The 14,059-nt window shown below is 65.5% G+C and carries 16 protein-coding genes and 1 other RNA gene; 9 read left to right on the forward strand and 8 right to left on the reverse strand.

What is annotated here, in order from left to right; genetic code table 11:
* On the forward strand, nt 1-313 hold a 313-nt coding region (locus IC50_RS20630), incomplete at its 5' end, for a DapH/DapD/GlmU-related protein (protein ID WP_035708874.1).
* A gap of 10 nt (nt 314-323) precedes the next feature.
* Nucleotides 324-1,490, forward strand: coding sequence for a succinyl-diaminopimelate desuccinylase (gene dapE, locus IC50_RS20635; protein ID WP_035708877.1), 1,167 nt, complete (start codon nt 324-326; stop codon nt 1,488-1,490).
* A 166-nt stretch (nt 1,491-1,656) separates the two neighbouring features.
* Here the strand turns inward: dapE and truA are convergent, their stop codons facing one another.
* The 3 genes from truA to def all read right to left on the reverse strand — a co-directional run bounded on the left by truA (nt 1,657) and on the right by def (nt 3,985).
* Nucleotides 1,657-2,394, reverse strand: a complete 738-nt coding sequence (truA, locus tag IC50_RS20640) for a tRNA pseudouridine(38-40) synthase TruA (RefSeq protein WP_035708879.1) — start codon at nt 2,392-2,394, stop codon at nt 1,657-1,659.
* The gene (fmt, locus tag IC50_RS20645; protein ID WP_035708881.1) at nt 2,394-3,317 is read right to left on the reverse strand and encodes a methionyl-tRNA formyltransferase; all 924 of its coding nucleotides are present in this window, start codon (nt 3,315-3,317) and stop codon (nt 2,394-2,396) included. The genes truA and fmt overlap by 1 nt, the downstream gene beginning before the upstream one ends.
* 140 nt (nt 3,318-3,457) lie before the next feature.
* Nucleotides 3,458-3,985, reverse strand: coding sequence for a peptide deformylase (gene def / locus IC50_RS20650; protein ID WP_035708884.1), 528 nt, complete (start codon nt 3,983-3,985; stop codon nt 3,458-3,460).
* A 171-nt stretch (nt 3,986-4,156) separates the two neighbouring features.
* On the opposite strand from def, the gene IC50_RS20655 reads away from it, so the two are divergent.
* The 3 genes from IC50_RS20655 (at nt 4,157) to IC50_RS20665 (ending at nt 7,337) form a co-directional block, all read left to right on the forward strand.
* Nucleotides 4,157-5,356 carry a DNA recombination protein RmuC gene (locus IC50_RS20655; RefSeq protein WP_035708886.1) on the forward strand — a complete coding sequence of 400 codons (1,200 nt, stop codon included), beginning with the start codon at nt 4,157-4,159 and terminating at the stop codon, nt 5,354-5,356.
* A gap of 134 nt (nt 5,357-5,490) precedes the next feature.
* On the forward strand, nt 5,491-5,793 hold the full coding sequence (locus IC50_RS20660; RefSeq protein ID WP_035708889.1) for a GIY-YIG nuclease family protein: 303 nt from the start codon (nt 5,491-5,493) through the stop codon (nt 5,791-5,793).
* Nucleotides 5,794-5,972: 179 nt separating this feature from the next.
* Nucleotides 5,973-7,337 (forward strand): AmpG family muropeptide MFS transporter, encoded by a 1,365-nt coding sequence (locus IC50_RS20665; RefSeq protein WP_035708891.1) that lies wholly within the window; start codon nt 5,973-5,975, stop codon nt 7,335-7,337.
* A 126-nt stretch (nt 7,338-7,463) separates the two neighbouring features.
* On the opposite strand, the gene IC50_RS20670 is transcribed toward IC50_RS20665, so the two are convergent.
* From IC50_RS20670 to ffs, 5 genes are all read right to left on the reverse strand, one after another.
* Nucleotides 7,464-7,898 carry a hypothetical protein gene (locus IC50_RS20670; protein WP_035708894.1) on the reverse strand — a complete coding sequence of 145 codons (435 nt, stop codon included), beginning with the start codon at nt 7,896-7,898 and terminating at the stop codon, nt 7,464-7,466.
* Between the two features lie 27 nt (nt 7,899-7,925).
* Nucleotides 7,926-8,528, reverse strand: a complete 603-nt coding sequence (gene recR, locus IC50_RS20675; RefSeq protein ID WP_035708897.1) for a recombination mediator RecR — start codon at nt 8,526-8,528, stop codon at nt 7,926-7,928.
* A 1-nt stretch (nt 8,529) separates the two neighbouring features.
* Nucleotides 8,530-8,850 (reverse strand): YbaB/EbfC family nucleoid-associated protein, encoded by a 321-nt coding sequence (locus IC50_RS20680; RefSeq protein WP_035708898.1) that lies wholly within the window; start codon nt 8,848-8,850, stop codon nt 8,530-8,532.
* A gap of 26 nt (nt 8,851-8,876) precedes the next feature.
* Nucleotides 8,877-10,706, reverse strand: a complete 1,830-nt coding sequence (locus tag IC50_RS20685; RefSeq protein ID WP_035708901.1) for a DNA polymerase III subunit gamma/tau — start codon at nt 10,704-10,706, stop codon at nt 8,877-8,879.
* 94 nt (nt 10,707-10,800) lie between these two features.
* An RNA gene (gene ffs, locus IC50_RS38665) (signal recognition particle sRNA small type) lies at nt 10,801-10,897 on the reverse strand.
* 231 nt (nt 10,898-11,128) lie between these two features.
* On the opposite strand from ffs, the gene IC50_RS20690 reads away from it, so the two are divergent.
* The 4 genes from IC50_RS20690 to IC50_RS20705 all read left to right on the forward strand — a co-directional run bounded on the left by IC50_RS20690 (nt 11,129) and on the right by IC50_RS20705 (nt 14,042).
* Entirely contained in the window at nt 11,129-11,548 is a 420-nt protein-coding gene (locus IC50_RS20690) for an HIT domain-containing protein (protein ID WP_035708905.1), read from the forward strand.
* Between the two features lie 11 nt (nt 11,549-11,559).
* Nucleotides 11,560-12,504, forward strand: a complete 945-nt coding sequence (gene nudC / locus IC50_RS20695) for an NAD(+) diphosphatase (RefSeq protein WP_035708908.1) — start codon at nt 11,560-11,562, stop codon at nt 12,502-12,504.
* 13 nt (nt 12,505-12,517) lie between these two features.
* Nucleotides 12,518-13,435, forward strand: coding sequence for a sugar kinase (locus IC50_RS20700; RefSeq protein WP_035708912.1), 918 nt, complete (start codon nt 12,518-12,520; stop codon nt 13,433-13,435).
* 97 nt (nt 13,436-13,532) lie between these two features.
* The gene (locus tag IC50_RS20705) at nt 13,533-14,042 is read left to right on the forward strand and encodes an Lrp/AsnC family transcriptional regulator (RefSeq protein ID WP_035708915.1); all 510 of its coding nucleotides are present in this window, start codon (nt 13,533-13,535) and stop codon (nt 14,040-14,042) included.
* The last annotated feature ends 17 nt before the right edge of the window (nt 14,043-14,059 follow it).

Below are 14,059 nucleotides of genomic sequence, written 5' to 3' on the forward strand. Positions count from 1 at the left end.
GCCCGTCATCATCGAGGACGACTGCTTCATCGGCGCGCGCTCGGAGGTCGCCGAAGGCGTGATCGTGCGCAAGGGCGCGGTGCTGGCGATGGGCGTGTTCCTGGGCGCCTCGACCAAGATCGTCGATCGCGAGACCGGCGAAATCTTCATGGGCGAAGTGCCGGAGTATTCGGTGGTGGTGCCCGGCGCGCTGCCCGGCAAGCCGATGAAGAACGGCCAGATCGGCCCGAGCACCGCATGCGCCGTGATCGTCAAGCGCGTCGACGAACGCACGCGGTCCAAGACCAGCATCAACGAGCTGCTGCGGGATTGATCCGACGCGCATGACCGATGCTCTCTCCATTGCCCGCGACCTCATCCGCTGCCCCTCGGTAACCCCGACCGATGCCGGCGCGCTCGGGGTGCTTGAGAAAGCCCTGAACGAGGCCGGCTTCACCTGCCACCGCGTGACCTTCAGCGAGCCCGGCACTGCCGATGTCGACAATCTCTATGCGCGGATCGGCACGGAAGGGCCGCACATCACCTTTGCCGGTCACACCGACGTGGTGCCGCCGGGCGACGAGAGTGCCTGGAGCGTCGGCGCGTTCTCGGGCGAAGTGAAGGACGGCGTCCTGCACGGCCGCGGTGCGGTCGACATGAAGGGCGGCATCGCCTGCTCCGTCGCCGCGGTGCTGGGGCATCTCGCTGCCAATGGCGGCAAGCCGCGTGCGGACGGAACAGGGTCGATCTCGTTCCTGATCACGGGCGACGAGGAAGACGTCTCGATCAACGGCACCATCAAGCTGTTGAAATGGGCCGCCGGGCGCGGCGAGACATTCGATCATTGCGTGCTCGGCGAACCCTCCAACGTCGAAGTGCTCGGCGACACCATCAAGGTCGGCCGCCGCGGCTCGCAATCCGGCACGCTCTACGTGGATGGCGTGCAGGGTCATGTCGCCTATCCGCATCGCGCGTCCAATCCGGTGCCTGACATTTCGCGGCTGATCGTGGCGATCTCCGACGAGCCGCTCGATCATGGCAGCGCACAGTTCCAGGCCTCCAATCTCGAATTCACCTCGGTCGACGTCGGCAACAGCGCCTACAACGTCATTCCCGGCCAGGCCCGCGCAAAATTCAACATCCGCTACAACGACAACCACACCCAGGCATCCCTGCGCGAGCTGGTCGAACGGCGCCTCGCAAAAGCCTGCGGCAACCGCATCAAGGCCCGCATCGTCTGGGAGCCGTCCAACTCCAACGTGTTCGTGACCAAGCCGGGTGCGTTCACCGATCTCGCGGTGTCCGCGATCGAGGAGGTGACGGGCCGCAAGCCGGAGCTGTCGACGAGCGGCGGGACTTCGGATGCGCGCTTCATCTCCAGCTATTGCCCCGTGATCGAGTTCGGCCTGGTCGGCCAGACCATGCACCAGGTCGACGAGCGGGTGCCGGTGGCGGATTTGGAGAAATTGACGCAAGTGTATCGCGGGATACTGACGCGGTATTTTGCTTGAGGCACTGTTGCCTCCACAAACGAAGCTGTCATCGCCCGACTTGATCGGGCGATCCAGTATTCCAGAGACAGTCATGATTGAGCCGAGAGGCCGCGGCGTACTGGATGCCCCGGTCAAGCCGGGGCATGACAGCGGTGGGCGCGGCGAGAGCGGGCGCCTCACCCTCTCAGTAATCCACCTTCATCAGATACAGCCCCGCCGGCGGGGCGACGATGCCGCAGGCTGCGCGGTTGCGGGCCGCGAGTGCGGCGGAGAGATCATCGGCGGTCCAGCGCCCCTCGCCGACCCAGACCAGCGATCCCACCATCGAGCGCACCTGGCTGTGCAGGAACGAGCGCGCCGAGGTGACAATGGTGATCTCGCGGCCATCGCGCTGCACGTCGAGCTGGTCGAGCGTCTTCTCCGGCGACTTGGCCTGGCATTCGGTGTCGCGGAACGTCGTGAAATCGTGCTTGCCGAGCAGGCGCTGTGCCGCCGCGTGCATGGCATCGGCATCGAGCCGGCGCGGCACGCGCCAGGCGTGGCCGACGTCGAGCGCGAGATTGGCGCGGGTGTTGATGATGCGATAGCGGTAGTGCCGCTTGACGGCCGAAAAGCGCGCCTCGAACGTATCGGGTACGATCTCGGCCTCGAGCACCGCAATCGGATGCGGCCGCAGATGCGCGTTGAGCCCGTCGCGAAAACGACCCGGTGGAAACTGCTTCTCGACGTCGACATGCGCGACCTGGCCGCGCGCATGCACGCCGGCATCGGTGCGGCCGGCGCCATGGACGCGCAAATCCGCCCCGGTCATCGCCTTCACCGCAGCCTGCAGCGCGCCCTGCACCGATGGCAGCGTCTCCTGCACCTGCCAGCCGAAGAACGGCGCGCCGTCGTATTCGATGGTGAGCTTGTAGCGGGGCATCAAGCGAACCGCATCGGCGGCTTGACGGGCACACCGCGCAGGAAGTCCGTGGCCTGCATGCGGGCCTTGCCTTCGCGCTGCAGCTCGAGGATGCGGATTGCGCCCTCGCCGCAGGCGATGGTGAGCCGATCGTCGAGCACTTCGCCAGGCGTGCCGGAGCCTTTCGCCAATTCGCAGCGCAGGATCTTGACACGCGCATTCTCGAACTCGCTCCAGGCGCCGGGAAACGGCGACAAGCCGTGGATGTGGCGCAGCACGGCGCGCGCGGGCCTGGTCCAGTCGATGCGCGCCTCGGCCTTGTCGATCTTGGCGGCATAGGTTACGCCGTCCTCGCTCTGCTTTTTGAGCTGGAGCCCGCCGCGTTCGAGCGCGGCCATCGCGCGCACCATCAGGTCGGCGCCCAGCCGGGACAGGCGATCGTGCAGATCGAGCGCGGTCATGGTGTCCGATATCGCGATGCGCTCGGCCATGGCGACGTCGCCGGTGTCGAGGCCGACATCCATCTTCATCACCATCACGCCGCTTTCGGCATCATCAGCCATGATCGCGCGGTTGATGGGCGCGGCGCCGCGCCAGCGCGGCAGCAGCGAAGCGTGCAGATTGTAGCAGCCGAGCTTTGGCGCATCGAGGATCGCCTGCGGCAGGATCATGCCGTAGGCAACGACGACTGCGGCATCGGCCTCAAATGCGCGAAACTCTTCCAGCGCCTCCGGCGTCTTCAGCGTCTTCGGCGTCAGCACGGGAACGCCGAGCTTTCGCGCGACCTCCTCGACCGGCGTCGGCTGCAATTGCAGGCCGCGCCGCCCGCCGGGCTTCGGCGCGCGGGTGTAGACCGCCGCGATCTCATGGCCATGCGCGACCAGCTCGAGCAGCGTCGGCACGGAGAAATCGGGCGTGCCCATGAAGATGAGGCGGAGGGGCATGTGACGAGACAATCCTCGAGAACGAGCAAGGTACTCGTCATGGCCGGGCTTGTCCCGGCCATCCACGTTCTTCCTGCTCGCGGCGGCAAAGAACGTGGATGCCCGGCACAAGGGCCGGGCATGACGGCGGAGGACGTGGCCTATTCGCCGGCGCGCTTGGCGGCTTTCTCGAACTTCTTCATCACCCGGTCGCGCTTGAGCTTCGACAGATAGTCGACGAACAGGACGCCGTTGAGATGGTCGATCTCGTGCTGGATGCAGGTGGCGTAGAGGCCCTCGGCGTCCTCCTCGTGCACCTTGCCGTCGAGATCGGTGAAGCGCACGCGGACCTTCGCAGGGCGCTCGACCTCCTCGTAATATTCGGGGATCGACAGGCAGCCTTCCTCGTAGACCGAAAGTTCCTCGGACGAGGCGAGGATTTCAGGATTGATGAAGACGCGCGGCTCGCGCTTGGTCTCGCCGCTCTCGTCGCGTTTGGCGAGATCCATGGTGATCAGGCGCAAGGGCTGCGCGACCTGGATCGCAGCGAGGCCGATGCCGGGCGCGTCGTACATGGTCTCGAACATGTCGTCGGCAAGCTTGCGGATCTCCGGCGTGACCTTCTCGATCGGCTTGGAGACCAGACGCAGCTGCTTGTCCGGCAGGATGATGATTTCTCGTAGGGCCATGGCCGCGATTTAAGCCGCGCGCCGGATGCGGTCAATGCGGCCAGGAACGCCGTTGACCTTCCGCTAACCATAAAACTTCAGGTTTCGTTAACCGTAAAAATTAGGGGGTTGTCAACCACCGACGTTCCCTCTTCGTTCGCGAATTCCGGCGAATCGGGTAGAAGGGCAGGCATGAACGAGATCATTTTCATGGCCGGCGACTGGCCGGTGCGCATCATCGATGCGCTGATCGGCTTCGGTGCCCTCGTCCTCATCCTGCTGGTGGTGATTGCGGTGGTGATCGCGCGCTCCGGGCGGCGTGGCGCGGAACTCGCCACGGCGCACGCGATCCGGGCCGACGAGCTCGAGGAACGCCTCGCCCAAGTGCTGCGCGCCCAGAGCGAGGCCTCGGGCCGGGTCGACGCCATGACCCAGGCGCTGGCCGGCCGCCAGGCCGAGATGGCGCGCGCGGTCAACGAGCGGCTGGATTCGGTGACCCACCGTGTCGGCCAGTCCATGGAACATTCCACCCGCAACACCATGGAGAGCCTGCGCGCCCTGCACGAGCGGCTCGGCATCATCGACAGCGCGCACAAGAACCTCACCGACCTCACCACCCAGGTGACCACCTTGCGCGACGTGCTCGCCAACAAGCAGTCGCGCGGCGCCTTCGGGCAGGCGCGGATGGAGGCGATCGTCCAGGACGGGCTGCCGAAGGGCTCCTACGAGTTCCAGTTCACGCTCTCCACCGGCAAGCGGCCCGACTGTGTCGTGTTTCTGCCCGACCAGCGCCCGCTCTGCATCGACGCGAAATTTCCGCTGGAGGCGATGACGGCGCTGCACGACGCCCGTACCGACGAGGAGCGGCGCATTGCCACGCAGCGGCTGCGCGGCGACGTGATGAAGCATGTCAGCGACATCGCCGAAAAATATCTCGTCACCGGCGAGACCCAGGAGATGGCGCTGATGTTCGTGCCGTCGGAATCGGTCTATGCCGAGATCCATGATGGCTTCGACGACGTGATCCAGAAGGCCTATCGCGCCCGAATCGTGCTGGTGTCGCCCTCGCTCCTGATGCTCGCGATCCAGGTGATGCAGCAGATCATGAAGGACGCGCGCATGCGCGATGCCGCCGACCAGATCCAGACTGAAGTGATCAAGCTCGGCGACGATCTGGGACGCCTCAGGGACCGAGTGGTCAAATTGCAGAAGCATTTTTCCGATGCGAACGAGGACGTCCGCCAGATCCTGATCTCCGCCGACAAGATCGAGAAGCGTGCAGGGCGCATCGAGGAGCTCGATTTCAGCAAGAGCGATGCGCCGGAGGCACCGCGGCTGGTGGCGACGGCCGCGGGCGAGCTGTTTCCGAGGAAACTCCAGGCGGGGGAGTGAGTTTGTAGCACGCTGTCATGCCCCGCGCAGGCGGGGCATCCAGTACGCCGCGGCGTTGGTGATTGAACCGGGACGCTGGTGATTACTGGATCGTCCGCATTCGCGGACGATGACAGCGAAGGGGAAGGCGGCAGATGGGCGGACGCCACTACTACGTCTACATTCTCTCCAGCAAGATCGGCGGCACGCTATACATTGGCGTGACCAATGATCTCATCCGCCGGGTAGCCGAGCACAAGTCAAAGCTGATCGAAAGCTTCACGGAAAAATACGATGTCGCGAGGCTCGTCTACTTCGAGCAGTTCGACGACCCTGATAACGCGATCAAGCGGGAGAAGCGACTGAAGAAGTGGAACAGGGCCTGGAAGGTCCGATTGATCGAACAGCACAACCCGAATTGGGATGATCTGTATCACGAGATTGCCGGCCCACCATGACACCGCCATACTCCTCCACGCTGTCGTGCCCCGCAAAGGCGGGACATCCAGCACGCCGCGGCGGGTGCAATTAAACCGAGACACTGGTGATTACTGGATCGTCCGCCTTCGCGGACGATGACAGCGGAGAGGGCGATGACACCTCACTTGTGGCCCCCAGAATCTGCTAACACCGCCCCATGACCGCACCCGACGCGACCTCTCCTGCCGCGACCTCCGCCCCTGCGACCTCCTGGCGCGACAGCCTTGCCGTTTACCTGCAGTCGCGGGTGCTGATCGTGCTGTTTCTCGGCTTCTCCTCCGGCCTGCCGCTGGCGTTGTCGGGCTCGACGCTGTTGGTGTGGATGCGGGAAGCCGGGGTCGATCTCAAGACCATCGGGCTGTTTGCGCTGGTCGGCACGCCCTACACGCTGAAATTCCTGTGGGCGCCGCTGGTGGACGCGATGCATGTGCCGCTGTTCACCCGCGCCTTCGGGCGGCGGCGCGGCTGGCTGGTGTTCTCGCAGCTGCTGCTGATCATCGCGATCGTGCTGCTGGCGATGACAGATCCGGCGCGGTCGCCGTTCTACGTCGCGCTCGGCGCGCTGCTGGTGGCGACGACATCGTCGACGCAGGACATCGTGGTCGATGCGTTCCGCGTCGAGAGCCTGCCGGAGAGCGAGCAGGCCGCCGGCATGGCGTCATACGTCGCGGCCTATCGCATCGGCATGCTGGTCTCGACCGCGGGCGCGCTGTTCATCGTCTCGGGTTTCGAAAGCACCGGCATTGCGCGACAATCGGCCTGGATGTGGGGCTACGTGGTGATGGCGGCGATGGTGCTGATCGGGACGATCACGGCACTGGTCGCGACCGAGCCCGAGCAATCGGTGCGGGCCGAAGCCGCGACACAGGCCGAGACCGCGTTCGCGCGCGTGCTGCACGCCGCGATCGGGGCCTTCTCGGAATTCCTGTCGCGGAAGGACGCGCTCGCCGCACTCGCTTTCGTGGTGCTGTTCAAGTTCACGGATGCCTTCTCCGGCACGATGACGGCGCCGTTCGTGATCGACCTCGGCTTCTCCCGCAACGACTATGCGGCGATCGTGAAGGGCGTTGGACTCGCCGCGACGCTGATCGGCGGCTTTGCCGGTGGTTTCGTCGCGCGGCGCTATTCGCTCGCGACCAGCCTGTGGATCGGCGGCGTTATGCAGGCACTCGCCAACCTCTCCTTCTCCTGGCTGGCGATCGTCGGCACCAGCCAATGGGCGCTCGCCTTCGCCATCACGGCCGAGAACTTCACCAGCGCGATCGGCACCGTGATCTTCGTCGCCTATCTCTCTGCGCTCTGCCAGAACCCGCTGCACACGGCGACGCAATACGCGCTGCTCACCGCGCTTGCGGCGGTGGGGCGGACCTATCTCTCATCCGGTGCCGGCTTCGTGGCGGATAGCACGGGCTGGCCGCTGTTCTTCGTGATCTGCGTGCTGGTGGCGATCCCGAGCCTGATGCTGCTGGCGTACTTGCAAAAGCGCGGGCATTTCGAGACGCTGGGGCCGGTGAGGGTTTGACGCTCACATCTCTCCTCGTCATTGCGAGGAGCTCTTGCGACGAAGCAATCCAGACTTTTCCGCGGAACGATTTCTGGATTGCTTCGCTTCGCTCGCAATGACGACGGAGAGAGCGTCGCCCGCCCACTACTGCTTCCTGATCAGGCTCCACTTGGTGATCACGGCCTCGCTCATCTGGCCGGCATCGCTGGCGCAGGCGATCTCGTCGACCTTCACGGAGATCTCCTTGCCGACGAACGATTTCAGCTGCGTAGCCTGCGCATCGGTGGAGGTGACGAGCTGGAACGTCTCTGGCCCGGTCTCGAGATTGCACAGCCCGTTCGGCGGCGGCAGGCGGCGCGGCTCGGAGGTGATCTGGTAGGTCGCGACACGCCTGCCGTTCCTGACGTCGCGGACCTTCATCGCGTTCAGTTCGCCGGAGAGCACGTCGCCGGTGTTGATCGGCTTGCCGGGCTTGGACGGCGGCGGTGCCTCGTCGCCCTGCTGCGCGGACATGGCCGGGCTCACCAGCATCGTCATCATCGCGACCAAGGCAAATCGTGTGGCGAAAGGTTTCGTCATGTCGTCCGTTCCGTAAAGTCTGGATGGCTAGAACAGGGTGCGCTGCCGCATCGCAGCCGATAGCGTACCTTCATCGAGATAATCAAGCTCGCCGCCGACGGGAACGCCGTGGGCGAGCCGCGTCACCTTCACATTGGCATCCTGAAGCAGGTCGGTGATGTAATGCGCCGTGGTCTGGCCGTCGACCGTCGCATTCAGCGCCAGGATGATTTCGTGCACTTGCGGATCATGCGCGCGCGCCACCAGCGTGTCGATGGTGAGGTCCTGCGGGCCGACACCATCGAGCGGCGACAATGTCGCGCCGAGCACATGATAGCGCCCCTGGGTCGCATTGGCCCGCTCCAGCGCCCAGAGATCGGCAACGTCGGCAACGACGACGATGATGGAGGGATCGCGCTTCGGATCGGTGCAGACCGTGCAGGGATTCTGCGTGTCGATGTTGCCGCAGGTCTTGCAGACCTGGACCTTGTCCAGCGCGACCTGCAAGGCGGACGACAGCGGCATCATCAGCGCTTCGCGCTTCTTGATCAGATGCAGCGCGGCGCGCCGCGCCGAGCGCGGACCGAGGCCCGGCAGCCGCGCGAGCAACTGGACCAGCCGCTCGATCTCGGGACCTGCAACCGCACCCATGTTACTGGCCGAACAGCCCCGGCGGCAGGCCGAGCCCGCCGGTGAGCGATTGCATCTTGTCCTGCACCGCCGTTTCCGCCTTGCGGCGGGCATCGGCGAGCGCGGTAACGAGCAGGTCTTCCAGCACCTCGCGCTCCTCCGGCTTCATCAGCGAGGGATCGATCTTGATGCCCTTGACGTCCATCTTGGCGGTCATGCGCACGGCGACGAGACCACCGCCGGAGATGCCTTCAACCTCCACATTGGCGAGTTGCTCCTGCATCTCCTGCATCTTGGATTGCAGTTGCGCCGCCTGCTTCATCATGCCGAGAAAATCAGCCATCGGTGCCTGTCCTTGGAAAGAATGGCTCAGAGATCGTCGCCGTCGGAACCGTCGGGCGGATCGTCACTGCCATAGTCCGCGTTAATATTGGATTCCGGCGCCTCGGGGGCAAGCCTGCGGACCTCGACGACCTTCGCACCGGGGAAGCGCGACAGCACCTCCTGCACGCGCGGGTCGGCTTCGGCGGTACGCGCATGCTCCTGCTTGGCGGCCTGGTTCACCGAGCGCAGCGTCGGCTGGCCCTGCTCGTTGGAGACGATCACGGTCCAGCGCCGGCCGGTCCACAGCTCGAATTTCTTCGCAAGCTCCGAGATCATGGTCTTGGAGGCGTTGGGCTCGAGCGCGACCTCGAGCCGGCCCTCCTCGAAACGAACGAGGCGCATGTCGCCTTCGAGCGCACCCTTGGTCATGAGGTCGCGCTTCTGCCCGGCGAGCGCGACGAGCTGGGTGAAGCTGGTGATGCGCAGCTGCGGCGCCGCGCCTTGCGGATCCGGCGCGGGCGCCGCCATCTGCGGACGGGCAGCGCCGCCGAACGCAGTCGGCGACGATGTCGGCATACGAACGGGTGCGGCTGAAGCAACCGGCGCCGCCGAGGCCATCGGTGCGGCCGGCGCGCCGCTCCGCGCCGCACTGCTGCCGCTCACGACCGGCGAGGCGCCGCCGTTCTGCTCCAGCATCCTGATGGCTTCATCCGGCGTCGGCAGGTCGGCGACATAGGCAATGCGCACCAGCACCATCTCGGCCGCCGCCGCGGGGCGCGTCGCGGCCTGCACCTCGGTAATGCCCTTGAGCAGCATCTGCCACATCCGCGACAGCACGCGCATGGAAATCCTGGACGCGAAGTCCCGCGCACGAACCCGCTCGGTCTCGCCATAGGCGACATTGTCGGCGGTCGCCGGCACGACCTTCACACGGGTGACGAAATTGACGAACTCGGCGAGGTCGGAGAGCACGACGATCGGGTCCGCGCCGACGTCGTACTGGTCGCGAAACTCCTTGAAGGCGGCCGCGATGTCGCCGCGCGCCAGCGAATCGAAGAGATCGATGACGCGGGTGCGGTCGGCGAGCCCCAGCATCTGCCTGACCGCATCGGCCTTCACCTGGCCTGCCGCATGCGCGATCGCCTGGTCGAGCAGCGACAGCGAATCGCGCACCGAGCCTTCGGCGGCGCGCGCGATGATGCCGAGCGCCTCGGGCTCGATCTCGACGCTTTCCTTCGCCGCGATATTGGCGAGGTGCTTCATCAGCACGTCGGCCTCGACCCGGCGCAGGTCGAAGCGCTGGCAGCGCGACAGCACCGTGACCGGAACCTTGCGAATCTCGGTCGTCGCGAACACGAACTTGGCGTGCTCCGGCGGCTCCTCCAGCGTCTTCAGGAAGGCGTTGAAGGCTGCCGTCGACAGCATGTGGACTTCGTCGATGATGTAGACCTTGTAGCGGGCGCTGGCGGGGGCATAGCGCACGCTGTCATTGATCTGGCGGACGTCGTCGACGCCGGTGTGCGAGGCGGCGTCCATCTCCAGCACGTCCATGTGCCGGCTTTCCATGATCGCCTGGCAGTGCACGCCGAGGGTCGGCATGTGGATGGTCGGGCCCTTTACCGAAGCATCAGGCATCTCGTAGTTGAGCGCGCGGGCGAGGATGCGCGCGGTGGTGGTCTTGCCGACGCCGCGGACGCCGGTGAGGATCCAGGCCTGCGGAATGCGCCCGGTCTCGAACGCATTGGAGACGGTGCGGACCACGGCCTCCTGGCCGATCAGGTCGTCAAAAGAGGAAGGGCGGTATTTACGCGCCAGCACCCGGTAAGGCGTGTTGCCGGCGCTGTCGGGATTGGGAGGGGCGCCAGCGTCGGTCATCGGTCGATCCGCAATGAAATGTCTCGTGGCCGGCTTTTGCGGAAAGGAGCGCGCTGGCGGGACGACCACCGGCGCAATTCGCTCGGAAAAACAGGTAGGAGACTGACGAGCGACCCGATCCGGACCTCGTTAGGGCTGCTTCCTTCCGGACCTGACCCGGTTGGCGAGTGGCTCGTCCACCGCCAATCTCCCGGTCCCTATTTGGGGCTAAAAGGGCCGGAAAGCAAGCGGGGTATATGGCTGTTCCCACGGCCGTTGCGTCCGCTCAGGCCCGAACCGCTCCGTTTCGCGTCCCAGAACCCGTTTCCAATCGACAGAAGCGCATGGCCTGCCCAACCCGGCGCATACGGACCACGGCGCATACGGATGTTGTCTGGGGGCGTGGTCTCTGCGACGGTAAGAATCAATCCAGAGAAGTCTTCATGCCCGAACCCGCCTGGTCGCTGCACTCCCGCCTGAAAGAGGACACCATCGACATCGGCGATTTGCCGCTGTCGAAGGTGCTGGTCATCAAGGACGCGCATTATCCCTGGCTGCTGCTGGTGCCGCGGCGCCCCGATGCGGTCGAGATCATCGACCTGGACGAGGTGCAGCAGGCGCAGCTGATGACGGAGATCTCCCGCGTCTCGCGCGCGCTGAAGGAGATCACCAGATGCGACAAGCTCAACATCGCCGCGCTCGGCAACCTCGTGCCGCAGCTTCACGTCCACATCATCGCCCGCCGCACCGGTGACGCAGCCTGGCCACGGCCGGTCTGGGGCGTGATGCCGCCATTGGCGCACGATGCCACTGAGGTGCAGAATTTCATCAGCGCGCTCCGCCGCAAGATCTGGTTGGGTTGAAAGAACAAGACATGTCAGCATTCGACGCGTTTCCGCTGGGGCAGCCGGCCTTCGTCACCAACATCCTCGACCGCGCCGCGCATCTGCGCCGCGACGACGAAAAGCTGTTCGCGCTGGAGCAGAAGCCGTCCTCGCGCGCCTATGTGGTCTATCGCGACTCGCTGCTCGTGAAGCGCGAGGGCGAAACGACGCGCGCGCTGCTCTCGATCGACGAGGCACTGAAATGCGGCGCCAATCCGGGCACGATCTTTTTGGGATTGCGCGACGGGGCCGCCATCTTCGGCATGGGCCTGTCGCAGGCCGCTGCCGAGAAACTGGTCGGCCGCGAGGACTACACCGTGACCGAGCTGCGTGGCATGGCGATGCAGGGCGCGCTTCCGCCACAGGAGCTGTCGGCAATCGCGATGGCGAAGTCGATGGTGAGCTGGCATCAGCGCCACGGCTATTGCGCCAATTGTGGCACCCGCAGTGCGATGAAGGAAGGCGGCTGGAAGCGCGACTGCCCTGCCTGCAAGGCCGAGCATTTTCCGCGCACCGATCCGGTCGTGATCATGCTGGTGGCCTCCGGCGACAAGTGCCTGCTCGGCCGCCAGAAGCAGTTTCCGCCGGGCATGTATTCGTGCCTCGCCGGCTTCGTCGAGGCGGCCGAGACCATCGAGGACGCGGTGCGCCGCGAGATCCTGGAAGAATCCGGCATTCGCTGCACCGACGTGCAGTATTACATGACCCAGCCCTGGCCCTATCCGTCATCGCTGATGATCGGCTGCAGCGCGCGGGCCGTGAGCGAGGATATCGTCGTCGATCGCATGGAGCTGGAAGACGCGCGCTGGTTCACGCGCGAGGAGGCAGCCCTGATGCTGACGCGGACGCATCCCGACGGGCTCGCCGGCCCGCATCCGTTTGCGATCGCCCATCATCTGCTCGGCCGCTGGGTGCACGACAAGAGCAGCGCCTGAGCTGGGGCCGTCGATGGCCGGGATCGCGCCGCGCGTCCTCTGCATCGGCATGCCGGTGCGGGACCTGATCTTTCGTGTCGACGCCGTGCCCGAACGCGGCAGCAAGGCCAACGCCGGCGATCTCGCCGAGATCTGCGGCGGCAACGCGCTCAATGCGGCGATCGCCATCGCGCGGCTCGGCGGCCGCGTCGCCTTCACGGGGCCGATGGGCGATGCCGGCGAGACGTCGAGCGGCTTCATCCTCGAACGGATGGCGCGGGAGGGCGTCGACATCACGCACGTCGTGCGCATGCCTGATATGACCACGCCGGTCTCGGCGATCATGATCGAGCCCTCCGGCGAACGGACACTCATCATCTATCGCGATCCCGGCCTGTGGCGCGTGAAGCTGCCCGACGCCGACGCATTGCTCGTCGATTGCCGGGCGGTCCTCGTCGAAAGCCGCTGCGCTGCGTTCGCGCGCTCCCTCTGCGCCGAGGCGCGGCAGCGCGGCATTCCCGTCGTCGTCGGCGTCGACCGGATGATGGCGTTGCAGGATGGCCTGCTCACGACGGCCTCGCATCTGCTGTTCGCCAGTGCGCAGCTGCAGGAGACGGCCGGCGTCGACGGCGACGGCGAGGCACTGAAGCTTCTGGCCGGGCTGACGCCGGCCTTCATCGCGGCCACAGACGGCCCGCATGGCACGGTCTGGCTGAACGAAAAGAATCAGCTGGAGGAGACACCGGCCTTCCCGGTCCAGGCGGTCGATACGCTCGGCGCCGGCGACGTCTTCCATGGTGCGTTCACGCTCCGACTCGCCGAGGGCGAGGGGGTACGGGAGGCGCTGCGATTCGCCGCGGCCGCCGCAGCGCTGAAATGCACCCGCCATGGCGGCGGCCTGGCTGCCCCGCAACGCGTTGAAGTTGAAGAGCTTTTACGTACCCGGCCCTAGTGCGGCTACACTGCTGCGCGAACAATATAGGCTTGTCGTGGAAGGATATTCTATATATCAGGGAAACCGGCCACATAAATGAAACAAAGTTCTTCAAATGACTGATTCCACCGTCCAGGTTCCCGAGACCAGCCGCCGCCTCGATGCCATCGACCGCAAGATCCTGATGGTCCTCCAGGAGGATGCTTCCCTTTCCGTCGCCGAGATCGGCGACCGTGTCGGCCTGTCCTCGACCCCCTGCTGGAAGCGCATCCAGCGCCTGGAGGCCGACGGCGTGATCACCAAGCGCGTGGCCCTCGTCGACCAGAACAAGATCGGGCTCGGCATCTCCGTGTTCGTGTCGGTGGAGAGCGCCGATCATTCCGACGCCTGGCTGAAGCGGTTCGCCGACGCCGTCAGCGCCATGCCGGAGGTGATGGAGTTCTATCGCATGGCCGGCGACGTCGACTACATGCTGCGCGTTGTGGTCGCGGACATGCAGAGCTATGACGTGTTCTACAAGAAGCTGATCAGCGCCGTGCCGCTGAAGAACGTCACCTCGCGCTTCGCGATGGAGAAGATCAAGTCGGTCACCGCGCTGCCGATTCCGGCGGTGGTGGCGGCCTGACGCCGATTCTCATTTTG

Origin of the sequence: Bradyrhizobium genomosp. I (2014) (assembly GCF_000261685.1) — a bacterium.
Classification (GTDB): domain Bacteria; phylum Pseudomonadota; class Alphaproteobacteria; order Rhizobiales; family Xanthobacteraceae; genus Bradyrhizobium.

Bases quoted from the DNA above. Each gene is read 5' to 3' on its own strand.
- dapE (WP_035708877.1), top strand. From the start codon at position 324: ATGACCGATGCTCTCTCCATTGCCCGCGACCTCATCCGCTGCCCCTCG.
- truA (WP_035708879.1), bottom strand. From the start codon at position 2,394: ATGCCCCGCTACAAGCTCACCATCGAATACGACGGCGCGCCGTTCTTC.
- fmt (WP_035708881.1), bottom strand. From the start codon at position 3,317: ATGCCCCTCCGCCTCATCTTCATGGGCACGCCCGATTTCTCCGTGCCG.
- def (WP_035708884.1), bottom strand. From the start codon at position 3,985: ATGGCCCTACGAGAAATCATCATCCTGCCGGACAAGCAGCTGCGTCTG.
- IC50_RS20655 (WP_035708886.1), top strand. From the start codon at position 4,157: ATGAACGAGATCATTTTCATGGCCGGCGACTGGCCGGTGCGCATCATC.
- IC50_RS20660 (WP_035708889.1), top strand. From the start codon at position 5,491: ATGGGCGGACGCCACTACTACGTCTACATTCTCTCCAGCAAGATCGGC.
- IC50_RS20665 (WP_035708891.1), top strand. From the start codon at position 5,973: ATGACCGCACCCGACGCGACCTCTCCTGCCGCGACCTCCGCCCCTGCG.
- IC50_RS20670 (WP_035708894.1), bottom strand. From the start codon at position 7,898: ATGACGAAACCTTTCGCCACACGATTTGCCTTGGTCGCGATGATGACG.
- recR (WP_035708897.1), bottom strand. From the start codon at position 8,528: ATGGGTGCGGTTGCAGGTCCCGAGATCGAGCGGCTGGTCCAGTTGCTC.
- IC50_RS20680 (WP_035708898.1), bottom strand. From the start codon at position 8,850: ATGGCTGATTTTCTCGGCATGATGAAGCAGGCGGCGCAACTGCAATCC.
- IC50_RS20685 (WP_035708901.1), bottom strand. From the start codon at position 10,706: ATGACCGACGCTGGCGCCCCTCCCAATCCCGACAGCGCCGGCAACACG.
- IC50_RS20690 (WP_035708905.1), top strand. From the start codon at position 11,129: ATGCCCGAACCCGCCTGGTCGCTGCACTCCCGCCTGAAAGAGGACACC.
- nudC (WP_035708908.1), top strand. From the start codon at position 11,560: ATGTCAGCATTCGACGCGTTTCCGCTGGGGCAGCCGGCCTTCGTCACC.
- IC50_RS20700 (WP_035708912.1), top strand. From the start codon at position 12,518: ATGGCCGGGATCGCGCCGCGCGTCCTCTGCATCGGCATGCCGGTGCGG.
- IC50_RS20705 (WP_035708915.1), top strand. From the start codon at position 13,533: ATGACTGATTCCACCGTCCAGGTTCCCGAGACCAGCCGCCGCCTCGAT.